The following is a 13,177-nucleotide window of genomic DNA, read 5'->3' as shown; positions in this document are numbered from 1 at the left end:
GGCCGCGCCTGCTCGTTGGGCCGCACCTGCTTCTGGCGCCGTGCCGCCAGCACGCGCCGTACGGCGGGCGCCTGTGACGCGCGACTACGTGGACGGCGTCCTGGCGGGCGACCGCCGGTGGATCGCCCGGGCGATCACCCTGGTGGAGTCGACCAGGCCCGACCACCGCGAGGCGGCCCAGCGGCTGCTCGTCGAGCTGACCCCGCACGCGGGCAAGGCCCGCAGGGTCGGGGTCTCCGGCGTGCCGGGCGTGGGCAAGTCGACGTTCATCGAGGCGCTCGGCACCCACCTGACCGGCCGGGAGCACCGGGTGGCCGTGCTGGCGGTGGATCCCTCGTCGCGGCGCTCCGGCGGCAGCATCCTGGGCGACAAGACCCGCATGGCGCGGCTGTCGGCCGACACCCGCGCGTTCATCCGGCCGTCCCCGACCGCCGGGACCCTCGGCGGGGTGGCGAAGGCGACCCGCGAGGCCATGGTCGTGGTGGAGGCCGCCGGATACGACGTCGTGCTCGTCGAGACCGTCGGCGTGGGCCAGTCGGAGACCACCGTCGCCGACATGGTCGACACGTTCCTGCTGCTCACGCTGGCCCGTACGGGCGACCAGCTCCAGGGCATCAAGAAAGGCGTGCTGGAGCTGGCCGACGTGATCGCGGTCAACAAGGCCGACGGGGAGCACGAGACGGCGGCGCGACGGGCGGCCAGGGAGCTGGCGGGGGCGTTGCGCCTGCTCCACGCCTCCACGCCGGTGCTGACCTGCAGCGGCCTGACCGGCGCCGGCCTGGAGGAGCTGTGGGGCCAGGTCGTGCGGCACCAGGAGGCCACGGACGTGGCGGCCAAGCGGCGCGGCCAGCAGGTGGAATGGACGTGGTCGCTGGTCCGTGACCGGCTGCTGGCCCGGCTGCACGAGAAGGCGGCGCCCATCGCCCCCGCCGTCGAGCGGGAGGTGCTCGACGGCACCCTCACCCCGTCGCTCGCCGCCGACCGGATCCTGGCGGCCTTCCTCCCCGGGTTCCCGGAGGCCTGACGGGCCGGCGCCCGTTCACCATGGCCGGGTCCACCGGTGGTGGAGTCCCCCCGGGAGAACGCTTTCATCCTCGGTGGGGGATATCGCTACCCGTGTAGCGGACAATGCACTATTGCGTGTTTCTCCTGGGCCGAATCGTGTGACGATGTGCCCGCCTTGACGCGGGGTCCGTCTCGAAAAAGGGGCCCGTCTTGATAAGGGGGAGGGCGCGATGAGTCACGATCCGATGATGCCGCCACCGGTGGAGCGCGCGCTGCGCGAGTACCGGGCGCTTTTGGCCGGTCACGGCCTCACCTGGGGGGAGCCGTCCCTGGGCTACGTCGACATGATGCGGTTCCTCCGGTTCCCGGAGGAGGCGGAGCGGATGGTCATGGGCTCCGACCTGGACGCCGCGTTCCGCGACGCGCTCGGGGGCGAGGTCCCCCGCGGCCTGACCGTGCTCCGGCTGGTGAGCGGGGGCCACCGGCTGGAGCACGGCCCGGCCCTCGCCGTGCTGCCGCCGCAGCCCCCGTCCAGCGGCCCGTCCAGCGGCCCGTCTGGCGCGTCGTCCGGCGTGCTGCCGATCGTGCTGCTGGTCGACTCGGCGCTGGAGACCGTGGCCGTCGTCACGGTGGACGGCGTGCCGTACGAGATCGGGCCTGGTGGCGCGCGCCTCGTCGAGGCGACGACCGGCTCGGCGGTGACGGCCGGCGGGGAGCAGGTCGACCTGACGGGGCTGACCCGGCCGGCCGTGGCCGCCTCGCTGCGCCTGCGCGCCGGGTTCCCGTGCCGCTGGAGCGTCGTGTCCGAGGGCGGTCAGGGGTGGTATCCGGACGGCGCGCCCCCGCGGCGCGGCAACGACGACGTGCCGTTCTTCCACGGCGACGACGTCCTGCTCGCCGTTCCCGCCGAGCCGCTCACGGTCCGGGTGGCGCGCGGCATGGAGTACGGCACGGCGGAGGCGGCCGTCGTCCCCCGCGCCGGGGAGGAGACGCTGGTCCGGCTCACGCCCGAACGGCTCTACGACGCCCCCGCGCGCGGCTGGTACGGCGCGGACATGCACGTGCACATGAACTGGGCGGGCGACCTGGTGGCGGCTCCCGCCGAGGCGGCGGCCGCGCAGCTCGGCGAGGACCTCCATGTGCTCAACCTCGTCGCGGGCAACGTCGCGGGGGAGCGGGTCTACGACCGGGAGGCCCTGCTGCACTGGGCGGGGCGCGACCTGCCGTGGTCGGACGGGCGGCACCTCGCCCGGATGGGCGTGGAATACCGCAACGACCTGCTCGGCCATCTGCACGTCTTCGGGCCGGCGGCGCCGCCGTCCGTCTACCACACGGGGTTCGCCGGCGCTCCCGACTGGCCGCCCAGCGGAGCCGTCTGCGGCGGCCTTCGGGAGCCGGACGCGGTCCTGGGGTACGCGCACCCCTTCCACGGCCCGGTCTCGGAACCCGAGGACGTCGTCGGCGAGGGCAGGCGCAACTGCACGGCCCGCGCCCTGGTGGTGGACGCCGCGCTCGGGCTCGTGGACGGCGTGGAACTGCTCCACTTCAGCGACATGTCCGGCACGCCCGGCAGCGTGGAGGTCTACCGGCGGCTGCTCGGCGCGGGCAACCGCCTGGCGGCCCTCGCGGGGACCGACACGATGCTGTCGTTCACCCGCCAGGACACCGTCTCCAGCCCGCCCGGCTGGGAGCGGGTCTACGCCCGCGTCGACGGGCCGCTCACCGCCGAGTCGTTCGCCCGTGCCGTACGGCGGGGCCGCACGTTCGCCACGACCGGGCCGTGGCTGGAGCTGGACGTGGCCGGCCGGGAGCCGGGGGAGACGCTCGACCTGCGCCGGGGCGAACCGGTCACGATCACCGCCCGGTCGGCCGGCCCGGAGGTGGAGCGGCTGGAGATCCGCACGGCGGAGGGGACGCTGGCGGCCGGTCCCGGCGGCGAGCTGTCGGTCACGCTCACCGTCGAGGAGGCCACGTACGTGGTGGCGGCGGCGTCGGGCCCGCCACATCCCCGTTCGCCGTGCCGGCCGGCTCTCGCCCACACCAGCCCGGTCTACCTGGACGTCGACGGCCGGAGAGTGGCCCGGGAGGAGGACGTCCGGTGGTGCCTGCGGTGGCTGGACCTGCTCGACGAGCTGATCCGCGCGCGTGCCCGGCTGCGCACCCGCGCGCAGCTGCGCGACCACCTCGACCTGGTGGAGAAGGCCCGCGCCGTCTACGAGTCCCGCCTGTGATCACAGGCGGGACCCGTGTTCCGTTCCGGCCTCAGGCCGCGGGGCGGTCAGGAGGAGAAGCCGGGGGTTCCGCCGAGTTGCAGGGCCCCGTTGAGCACGACGTGGGTCAGCGTGAACTCCTTGCCCGCGTTCGGCCACGTCACCGAGGAGGTCGCACCCTGCACGAGCGGGTCGATCGACGGCATTTCGTCGGGGACGGCCCCGGCGATCCATTCGGGGACCTTCTCCAACACGCCGGCGATGACGCCGATGAGCCCGGCCGCGACGATCGCGATGAGCACCCGGACGACCAGCCGCTTGCCGGCCGTCGCCACATTGGCCGTCACCGCGCTGACGACGGCGAGGATCAGGTCGGCCGCGATCTCGACGCCGGTCACCCAGGAGGCGACGGTGGACCACCCGTTCTGCCGGACCGGCCGCGTCTCGACGAACGTGAGCGACTGCGTGCCGTCGCTCTTCGTCCCCAGGGCCAGCGTGGCGTAGTGGGTGACCTCGGCGTAGGCGTCGATGCCCGGTGAGATGTTCGTCTGCACGTAGGAGTAGGTGGTGAGCTCGCTCTCCGACAGGGTGACCTGGAAGGTCGTCATCTGCGGGTAGAAGTTGCTGGCGGCCACGCGGATCGCGTCCAGCGGGATGACGTCGGTCGCCTCGAGCTGGGTGTCGTTGTTGACCACGCGGAAGATGCCCGGATCCACCTTGGGGAAGTGGGAGACGGTCGCCGGCTTCACCATCCGCTCCATGAAGCGCTCAGCCGAGATGCTGAGCCCCGCCCTGGCGCCCTCGGGCAGCGCCCCGGCGCTCAGCCCGTCCACGTTGCCCGCGATCGATCGGCCCGACGTCATGCAGAGCACACCCAGCAGCGCCTCTTCGGGGGTCTTGGCGTCGGCGTACGCGTACGCGGTGTAGGTGGGGTTGAGCCACGCGAAGTCGCCGCCGCCCTCCGCCTCATGCTTGCCGATGTTGACCGTGGCGAAGACGTGGTCGAAGGTCGCGATGTTGGCGTTGCACCACTTGTCGAGAAGCGAGATCAGGGCCCTGTCCAGCCCGTCGGAGCGCGCCGGGGAGGTGTAGGTGACCGACGAGACCTCCACCACGGGGTTGTCCGGGGTGCCGCCCGTCGCCTGCAGCCGCAACTGCCTGTCGCCCGGGCCGGTCTCCCCCGAGTCGGGCAGGTAGAGCATGTGCACCAGCGCGTACGCCACGCCGTCCGTCACCTCGTGCGTCGTGCCGTTCGCGGTGACGGACGCGGTGAACGGCAGATGCATGCGGACGTTCGTGCCGGAGCCGGCCCCGGTGGCCAGCGACCAGCCGCCGAAGGCGCCCGACCCGGTGATCTCCGGGCTGAAGTCGGACGCCTCGATCGTCGCGGCCCACTTGCCGGGGGAGACCCCCTTCTTGGCGATGGCCTTGTTCACGTCGGACAGGCGGATCGCGTACACCGTGTCCCACCCGTTGGTGGTGAACGTCACGGCCGACCTCTTCGCCTGGCCGGCGTCCATCTTCGCCAGCCCTGCTTGTTGCGGGCGTCGGTCAGCCCGGCGTCCTCCAGCTTCAGGTGGAGGAGCTGGTCCTTGTCGAAGCCGAGTGGCAGTTGCAGTGTCATGGGAGTGTCCCCTGAGGTCGATGGTCGCCGGGGCAGGCCGTCAGGCCGGGCGCCCGCTGATGTGGAAGCAGCCGTCGAGCGCCGCGTGCTCGACGGTCATGGCGCGCGCCGCGCCCCACCGCACCGGACGGCTCGCCCACCGGCCGAGCCCCGCGGGCCCGGCCCCCGATCCGAGCCGGCCGGCGAGGTCCTCACTGATGACGGAGACGACGAGCTGGGTGATGCCCTCGGCGAGTGGCCCGCCGAGGATGAACCACACCGGGATGTCCGCCTGGTAGCCGCTGTCGACCTTGCCGTCCGGCACGAACGAGATCGCCGCGCGGTCCCGGTGGAACACCATCCGGGAACGGGCGGTGGCCCAGAACGTCATGGAGATGCCGGCTTTGAGGTCGCAGTCGCCCTCGACGCGTACGGCGAGGTCGCCGCCCACGACGCCGATCGACAGCGACGTCACCCGGGGCGTGTACCGGATGGCGCCCTCGACGAGCGAGCCGATGGAGAAGGGGCGTGTCTCGCGGAGGGACTTCGACGCCGGATCGTAGGCCACGGTCGCCGCCGAGGTCTCGCCGCCGAGCGCGTCCGGCAGCCCCGGGAGCACCATCTCGGTGAGGAAGAGCCGGGACGAGACGGCGAAAACGGCCTCGCCTCCGGACGCGAGCGCCGGGTCGAGCGTCAGCGGCAGCCGGGACACGTCCACGTCCTCCATGACGCCGAAGACCGCGAGGTAGCCGGAGTCCGTCCGCCCCGTCGTCCGCGTGTAGTTGAAGGCGGACCGTCTGGGGGCCGGCCGCGCCCCCAGGTCGACCGTGGCGAGGACGAACGACAGCTCGGCGGCGTGGCGGGCCAGGGGGCCGGCGACGCCGTCCAGCACCGCTCGCCGGCCGAGGTCACTCAGCTCGGCCAGGACCCGCCCCGGGCCCGTCAGCGCCACCGGGGTGACCACCCCGGGGACTGCGTCGTCGCCGAGTCTCCCGGCCTCGCGCAGGTCGAAGACGAGGTCGCCCGGCCTCTCCCCGCGGGATGCCTCCTCCCCGGCAGGAAGCTCGTCCTCTTCCCGATGAAGCGGATTCCCGCCGGGCGGGAGCCCCTCCTCACCTGGCAGAAGCCGCAGCGCGACCATGACCACGGCGTCGAGGCCGGTCAGGTCGATCGCCCCGCCCTCTCCCGCCGTGACGCTCCCGGAGGCGATCGGCAGGGCCAGCCGGAGCAGGTCGCCCGGCTCGCCGGGCAGGATCCTCCACGCGTCCAGCGTCCCCGAGCCGCTGTACGGCGTGCCGAGCGTCTCCCCGGAGAAGGAGAAGGCGGTGACCAGTTCCTCGCGCCGTTCGGCCAGCATCGCGTTGAGGGTGTCGACCGGCAACGCGGCCACCCTGTCCACCCGGAAAGATCCACTGCGCGGCCCCCATTCTCCTGTGGAGGCGTTGAGCGGTCTCCGGGGGCGGGCCCCGGCGCCCGCGTTCACCCGGAGCGTCGTCCGAGGGGATCGGCGTCCGATCGACGTCGTATTGACACGCTTGTCAGCGGGGCCGCGGGCACCCGTCAGCAGCCCGGCGCCGGACACCGCGGCCGGTGCGGGCGGCCTCTCCACGGGCGGCCTCTCCGCGGGCGGGCGGGAGCGTGGCCATGGCTTCGAGCACGCCCCTGGTCACCGATCGAGGGCGGATCCGCCGAACCGGCAGCGCGCGATCGGCCCCACCAGCATCGGGCGGTCGAGCATGTCCAGCGTGAACGGCACCCCGGTGACCTCGGCCGCCAGCGCGAAGCCCCTTGGCACGGCGGTGTCGTAGTTGTCGTTCCAGGCGGCGTCCCACGCGGCGTCGTCCTGCGGCTTGTCCAGCCCCATGCCCAGTTTCCGCATTGAGCCGTTGAGCCGGTCGGGGTCGGAGCCATAGCGCTCGTATGGGTGCCGTAACCGGTAGCCCATGACGATGGCGCCGTCGACCGCGTACTCGAAGCTGTGCTCGGCGGCGTAGTCATGCCGGGTGACCGCCAGCACCTCGCAGCCCCGCGACAGCCTGGTCACCACCTGGTGGTCGGTGACCCACCAGCCGGAGGGCTCGATGGCCACGCACCACTCACCGGCCTGGAAGACGCCGACGTGACCGCCGCCCTCCCCGCCCTCGGTCTCCTCGACGAAGTCGTAGGCTTTCTCGTCGAGCGCGCCGAAGTCAGACTCCTCGCCGGAGTGCTCGCCGAGACTGAAACGGCGCACCACCTCCGCCAGGTCGAGCCCGCGGAAGAACGCCACGCTGAAGATCACACCCAGGGGGCCGCCGCCCCGGTTCTCGGACACGTTGAGCCACTGGAACGGAGCCAACGGATCGGGTTTCGTCATGGCGGGCCATGGTGGCAGGCCGTACCGACATTCAGCCGTGGCAGGGGCGTGGGAGCGGGGGGCACGAATTCTCGAACGCTCCATGAGCGGTGACCGGCGCGGGCTCCCCGTCCGCCCCGATGTCACTGTCACAGATCGAGGGCGGATCCGCCGAACCGGTCGCGGAGGAAGCGGCCCTGGTCCCTGAGCGCCTGCTCGTCCCCCTGGTAGACCGCGTCGGCCACCTTGGACAGGCCCGACTCGAGCAGGCCGAGCTGGGCGATGAGCTCCTCGTGCGCGCTGCGCTCCCGCTCCCCGCGGCGGGTCAGCGCGTACGACCTGGGCAGGTTGGCGTACGCCTCCAGGCTGGTGGGCAGGTAGTCGCGGATCGCCTGGGAGACCACGTGGAGCTGGTCGGGGGAGGATGTCAGCACCTCCGCCCGGGCGAGCACGTCGCGCAGGACGGAGGCGATCTGCCCCACCTTGGCCACCACGTCCTCGGGGAACCGGGCGCCGGTCACCTTGGCCGTCAGCGCGTCGAGGTCGGCCCGCAGCGCCCGGGTCTCCACCTCGGCGTGGGAGACGGTCAGCCGCACCCTGTCCGGCGGGGTCAGCAGGGCGCCGACCCCGTAGAGCCCCGCCACGACCAGCGGCCACAGCGACCCGGCGAGGCCGAGGAAGTGCAGCGCCAGGCCCGCGAGCGCGAGGACCGAGCCGACGATGTTCCTCGTCGACCCCAGGTAGCCGACGATCCGGTCACTGGTAGCCACGGATCTCCTTGAACGCCGAGGCGAGCGATCCGGAGCGGGCGTCGAAGACGGCGCCGCCGGTCAGCGTCGCGACCTGCTTCATCTCGCCGACGTCGCTGTCGCCGAACAGCACCACGAACGCCGGCACCCTGCGCGGGGCGTTGCGGTAGTAGGCGGCGAAGTCGTCGTAGGACGAGCCGTCGGTGTTGTCCCCGTCGGTCATCAGGACGACCGACGTGAAGCCGGCCTCGGTCCGCTCCCCGGCGACCGTCTCGTACGCCTCGCGGAGGCTGTCGTAGATGGCCGTGCCGCCGTTCGCGTTCAGCTGCTCGGCGTACGCGCGGATCTCGCCGAGCACGGGGGTGGCGTCCTTGTCCGGCACCGTGAACGTCTGGGGGGCGCCCGGCGCGGAGCTGAACGGCAGCAGCGTGACGGTCTCCCGGTTGCGGAACCGGGAGAACTGCCCGGAGGCCGAGGTGTCGGCGCCGGTGAGCGCGGTGAGCGCCTGCTTGAGCGCCCTGATCCGGTCGCCCCGCATCGAGCCGGAGGTGTCGAGCACGAAGAGCGTGCGCGACGGGTGGCGGAGCTGGTTGAGATACGCGCTGATCAGCTCGTCGGCCGCGCTGCGCCGGTTGGGGAACGGCAGCTCCAGGAGCTGCGCCGTGCCGAACCTGCCGTCGGGCCTGACCTCCGGCACGATCGGCCGCCTGGCGGTCGTCGTCATGATCTTCCGCTGCACCTCCGGCGTGCGCAGCCAGGCGGCCAGCTTGCCGTACAGCTCCTTCTTGGGTGAGGAGGCGAGCAGTGTGAGCGGGTAGTCGGCGGTGACCACGCCGTCACTGGGATAGACGATCGTGATCGGTTCGGCGAGCTTGCCCTCCAGGCCGAGCAGCACGGACTCGTAGTTGATCAGCCCGTCCACCGACGGCCGCCTGACGTAGGCGTCGGCGAGCCAGCCTGACGAGCCCGCCGTCAGCGTCTGCGCGGAGAAGAACCGCGTGAGCTGGGGCGTGACCGTTTTGATCTGGGCGGTGTCGAGCGCCTCGCCGGCGTCGGACAGCGCGGCGGTCACCCCGACCAGCGCCGAGAAGCCGGAGTTCGACGACGCCGGGTTGGTCATGCCGAAGGTGAACCTGCGCTCCCCGGCGGCGGCCGCGATGTCCGCCCACGTCACCTGGCGGGTGTCCCAGCCCAGCTCGTGCGCCTTGGCCCGCTTGAGGCCCAGCACGACGGGCGACAGCATCACCTTGGTCTGGGTGGACAGCTTCGCGGGCGCCCCGTCGATCAGCGACAGGTAGCGGTTGGAGGAGAACCAGGTCGCGTCGTAGCGGCCGTCGGCTCCGCCGGAGGCCACCTGCTCGGCCCCGTCGAGCGTGCCCGTGTAGGTGAGGCTGACCTTGACTCCGGCAGCCCCGGCCGCCTCCTTCAGCAGCGGCTCCAGGTCCTTGATCTCGCTGCCCGCGAGGACGCGCAGCACGTCGGGCCCGTCCCCGCCGCCGTCCTCGCCTTGGTTCCCGCCCGACCCGTCCCCGCTCCCGCAGGCGGCCAGCGGCAGCAGCAGGGCGAGGACGGCGAGCGCGCGCCTGACGGAGCCGCTCACGAGGTCACGGCCTCGTCGTCGCGGCGCGCCCGCTCCAGGTAGGTCCGGGCGTGGTCCAGCTCCACGGTCAGGCTGTCCACCGTGACCGCCATGCTTTCGACGGCCTTGGCCTTGAAGGTGTCGATCATGTCCATCGTGGAGTAGATGTTGTCGAACGCCTTGCGCAGGGCGTCCATGTTCACCGAGGTGGAGGCCGCCTGCGTCTGGATCTGACCGGCCTGGGTGCGCAGCATCTCGCTGGTCGCGAGGATCAGGTCCGACGTGGTCTGGTTGAGCGCGGAGATCTGGTCGAGCACCAGCTTCTGGTTGGCGAGCGCCTGCGCGACGATCACGGCCGTGCGCAGCGCCGCGATCGTCGTGGTGGTGGCGCGGTCCACCCCCTTGATCAGCTCCAGGTTGTTCTTGCGGATCAGGTCGAGCGCCAGGTAGCCCTGGGCCGACACCGCGAGCTGGGTCAGCAGGTCCTGGTGCTTCTGCCGGACGCCGAACAGGGCGTCGGAGCGCAGCGCGGTGGCCTTCTCGCCGTCGGTCAGCTCGATCTGGTTGATCCGCTCCTCCAGCGCCGCGTCGAGCGCGGTGGCCAGCACGGCGTACTCCTGGAGCTTCGTCATCGACTCCCAGAGGTTCGCCTTCTCGCCCTCGATGGCGGCGTTGTCCTTGAGCAGCTCGTCCTGCCCGGACTTGAGCGCCCTGATGATGTCGTCGATGTGCTTCTGCGCGCTCTGGTACTTGGCGAAGTAGTCGCGCAGCCGGTCGCCGAACGGGATCAGGCCGAGCAGCCGCTTCGTCCCGCTCGACGCCTGCTTCGGGTCGAGGTCCACGATGGTGCGGCGCAGCGCCACGAGCTGGCTCGCCACCTGGGCCTGGCCGTCGGCGCCCTCGCCCTTCGCGGAGGCGAGGGCGGCGACCGGGCGCTTCAGCATGCGGTTGGAGACCTGTGAGGACGCCCTGATCTCCGAGTCGCCCATCGAGGAGATGTCGTGCACCTTCCTGGTGAACTCCGGCGACCGATGGTCGAGGGTGGTCAGCTCCTCGGCGAAGCCGGCCGCCCGGCGGGTCAGCTCGGCGCCGCGCTCGTCGGGGAGCGGCAGCATGGTCGCGGCCCTTTCGGCCGGCACCGCCGCGACGGGGGCGGGCGGAGTCAGCACCAGATCGTCGGACACTTGTCTGTTCTCCTCACGGGGGGCCGCCCGGTGTGCGGGCGGAGGATGCCGGGGGCCGTGCTCAGGAGGACGGCTTGGCGCCGGCCAGGTAGCGCTGCTCGATCGTGGCGATGAGCCGTTCGAGGTTGTCGTAGGTGGGCGGCTCGACGACGTCGGCGATGGTGCCGGGGATCGGAGCCTTGGAGGAGGCCACCAGCCCGGCGAACACCTTCGGGTCGGTGGTGCGGAAGCCGTACCTGGCCTCCAGGCGGGCGAACTGCGGGTCCTCCTGGAGCAGGCGGCCGACCTCGGTGGCCGGACTGGTGAAGGCCACGAGGGTGTGCTTGCTGAGCACGGTGGGCGAGGGGTAGATCAGCCGCATGTCCGGACGGATCGAGCCGTCGGCCGCGAACAGCCGGGCGGCGTACTGAGCCTCGTAGATCACGACCATCGGCGTCTTGCCGGCGCCGATCGCGAGGTAGTCCTCGAACGGCGCCTCACTGGACGACTCCGAGTAGCCCTGGTCGAGGAAGAGCGGGGCGACGATGCGGGCAACCTTGGCGGCCTGGGATGAGGAGCTGACCACGTCGTCGCCGTTGGCGACGTAACTCGTCGCGGCCAGGTACATGGCGGCCGAGTTGGAGGTGCGCACGTCGGTGGTCGTCAGCAGCACCCGCTTGCGCGCACGATAGGCCGTGTTCCCCGGCAGCGCGTCCCAGCGGGTGCCCTTGGCCACCAGGTCAAGGAACTTCGCGACGTCGAGGACCTGGTATCCCGCTCCGGAGTCACGTACCACGCCGGCCTTCGCAAGCACCCCGGCGATCGGCTCGAACGTCGCGACGGCCATGGGGGAGTAGAACGGGGAGGAGGTACGTCCGCCCTTGCGCGTCTGCATGATCTTGTCGGCCGCCGGGACGCTGGACGGGAAGGCGAAGTCGTACTTCGCGAGATCCACGGAGGTGGCGATCTGCCGGGACCCCGCCGTGTCCACCTCGACCCGCAGCCCGTGCCGGGCGAAGGCCGCCTGGACCTGCGGGTCGTCGAAGAACGGCTTCTTCTCCGAGCCGATCACCCCGTGCACCGTCGTCAGCGCGCCGGGCGTCCCCGCCCCAGGCCCCTTGCCGTCCCCGCCGTCCCGGCCCGCCACCAGGGCGATCGCCACGGCCACGCCGAGGACCAGCGCCAGCCCGACGCCGACCCATCGCTTCATTCCACGTTTCCTTCGGGAGCTCCCGTAGCCCGGATGGGCCCCGCACCCCGAATTATGGGAGATTTCGGCATAACGGGGAGCGAGCGCGAAGGAAACGTCGCTGGAATTCAGTGGTCGTTCATGTGCGCTTCATTTTCGTGCCGACGATATCGGACGCATTTCCCTTTATGGCCTTTTCGGTCCGGGAAGATGGGGTCCAGGTCCGCGTCAGGCGCGGATGCCGAGCGCCTGGCGGACCAGATCGGCGACCTCGGCGGCGACGTCGAGGGGAGGCGCGGTCATCCGGTTGTGGGTTAGCGCGAACGCGAAACCGTGTTCTGGGTCGGCGAAGGCGACGGCTCCGCCGCTGCCCTTGCAGCCGAAGGCGCGGGCGTGCCCGCCCATCTCGGGAAGGCCCATGAAGTAGCCGAGGCCCTTGGGCACGGGCGCGCCGAGGACGAGGTCGGGGGCGGCCGTGACCACGGTGGAGACCAGGCCGGCCCGCTCGGGGGAGATCAGGCGCACGCCGTCCACCTCGCCGATGAGCGCGGCGAACATGCGGGCGAGAGCGCGCGCCGTCATCGTGCCGGCGCTGGGAACGTCGGTCGTCAGGTAGTCCGGCCGGTTGCCCAGCTCGGGGCCGGCCTGGAGGGCGGGCGGAGCCGCCGTGAAGAACGGCGAGTCCGGGGGCCGCCGGGCCACCGCGGCGTCCCAGTTCCCGTCGTCCAGCCGCGCCACCCGGCCCAGCTGGGAGGCCGGCACGCCGAAGAACAGCTCCTCGGCGACGCCCAGCGGGCCGGCCACGTCCTCGCGCAGCACCTGGGCGATCGGGCGCCCCGTTGCCCGGCGTACGACCTCTCCGAGGACGTATCCGAAGGTCAGCGCGTGATAGCCGGTGGCCGTGCCCGCCTCCCACAGCGGCGTCAGCGCGGCGATCCGCGCGCACACGCCGTCCCAGTCCGCGAGCCCGGCGACGGTGAGACCCTCGGGAGCCTGCGGCACACCGGCCGTGTGCGCGAGCACATGGGCGATGGTGACGCCACCCTTTCCGTGCACGCCGAAGTCCGGCCAGAGGTCGGCCACCCGGGTGTCGTACGAGAGAAGACCGCGCTCCGCGAGCACGTGCACCACCGTCGAGACCGGGCCCTTGCCGGCGGACCAGCTGTTGAACAGGGTGCGTTCCTCCACCGGCCGTCCGGACGCCGGGTCGGCGAGCCCGGCGCAGGCGCTCACCACCGGCTCGCCGTGCAGATAGGCGGCCACCTGCATGCCCGTCTCCCGCCCAGCGGAGACGATCCCGTCGATGAGCTTCCGCGCGGCCGCCTGCGGGTCCGTCATGTCGCT

General features: G+C 72.1%; 11 protein-coding genes. 2 read left to right on the top strand and 9 right to left on the bottom strand.

Going from position 1 to position 13,177, the window contains the following annotated elements:
* The first annotated feature begins 73 nt into the window (after window positions 1–73).
* Together meaB and AB0B72_RS12875 are read left to right on the top strand one after the other, a co-directional pair.
* Window positions 74–1,024, top strand: coding sequence for a methylmalonyl Co-A mutase-associated GTPase MeaB (meaB, locus tag AB0B72_RS12880; protein ID WP_367738800.1), 951 nt, complete (start codon window positions 74–76; stop codon window positions 1,022–1,024).
* 211 nt (window positions 1,025–1,235) lie between these two features.
* A complete protein-coding gene (locus AB0B72_RS12875) occupies window positions 1,236–3,236 on the top strand; it encodes a CehA/McbA family metallohydrolase (protein ID WP_367738799.1) in 2,001 nt (666 codons plus the stop codon).
* 47 nt (window positions 3,237–3,283) lie between these two features.
* Here the strand turns inward: AB0B72_RS12875 and AB0B72_RS12870 are convergent, their stop codons facing one another.
* The 9 genes from AB0B72_RS12870 to AB0B72_RS12830 all read right to left on the bottom strand — a co-directional run bounded on the left by AB0B72_RS12870 (window position 3,284) and on the right by AB0B72_RS12830 (window position 13,171).
* Complete coding sequence (locus AB0B72_RS12870; RefSeq protein WP_367738798.1) at window positions 3,284–4,705, bottom strand: TULIP family P47-like protein; 1,422 nt, start codon at window positions 4,703–4,705, stop codon at window positions 3,284–3,286.
* A complete protein-coding gene (locus AB0B72_RS12865) occupies window positions 4,702–4,839 on the bottom strand; it encodes a hypothetical protein (RefSeq protein WP_367738797.1) in 138 nt (45 codons plus the stop codon). Before AB0B72_RS12865 ends, AB0B72_RS12870 begins: the two co-directional genes overlap by 4 nt.
* A gap of 40 nt (window positions 4,840–4,879) precedes the next feature.
* Entirely contained in the window at window positions 4,880–6,217 is a 1,338-nt protein-coding gene (locus AB0B72_RS12860) for a TULIP family P47-like protein (protein ID WP_367738796.1), read from the bottom strand.
* Between the two features lie 267 nt (window positions 6,218–6,484).
* On the bottom strand, window positions 6,485–7,174 hold the full coding sequence (locus AB0B72_RS12855) for a DUF6461 domain-containing protein (RefSeq protein WP_367738794.1): 690 nt from the start codon (window positions 7,172–7,174) through the stop codon (window positions 6,485–6,487).
* Between the two features lie 128 nt (window positions 7,175–7,302).
* Window positions 7,303–7,923 (bottom strand): hypothetical protein, encoded by a 621-nt coding sequence (locus AB0B72_RS12850; RefSeq protein WP_367738793.1) that lies wholly within the window; start codon window positions 7,921–7,923, stop codon window positions 7,303–7,305.
* A complete protein-coding gene (locus AB0B72_RS12845) occupies window positions 7,910–9,502 on the bottom strand; it encodes an extracellular solute-binding protein (RefSeq protein WP_367738792.1) in 1,593 nt (530 codons plus the stop codon). Before AB0B72_RS12845 ends, AB0B72_RS12850 begins: the two co-directional genes overlap by 14 nt.
* Window positions 9,499–10,665: a toxic anion resistance protein gene (locus AB0B72_RS12840; RefSeq protein WP_367738791.1), complete on the bottom strand. Its 1,167-nt coding sequence runs from the start codon at window positions 10,663–10,665 to the stop codon at window positions 9,499–9,501. Before AB0B72_RS12840 ends, AB0B72_RS12845 begins: the two co-directional genes overlap by 4 nt.
* A 61-nt stretch (window positions 10,666–10,726) precedes the next feature.
* The gene (locus AB0B72_RS12835; protein WP_367738790.1) at window positions 10,727–11,854 is read right to left on the bottom strand and encodes a hypothetical protein; all 1,128 of its coding nucleotides are present in this window, start codon (window positions 11,852–11,854) and stop codon (window positions 10,727–10,729) included.
* Between the two features lie 207 nt (window positions 11,855–12,061).
* Window positions 12,062–13,171 carry a serine hydrolase domain-containing protein gene (locus AB0B72_RS12830; protein ID WP_367738789.1) on the bottom strand — a complete coding sequence of 370 codons (1,110 nt, stop codon included), beginning with the start codon at window positions 13,169–13,171 and terminating at the stop codon, window positions 12,062–12,064.
* Between the last annotated feature and the right edge of the window lie 6 nt (window positions 13,172–13,177).

The organism is Microbispora sp. NPDC049125, assembly GCF_040802045.1.
Taxonomy (GTDB): Bacteria; Actinomycetota; Actinomycetes; order Streptosporangiales; family Streptosporangiaceae; genus Microbispora.
The sequence above is the reverse complement of the archived record's forward strand: the minus strand, read 5'-3'. Positions and strand labels throughout refer to the sequence as shown.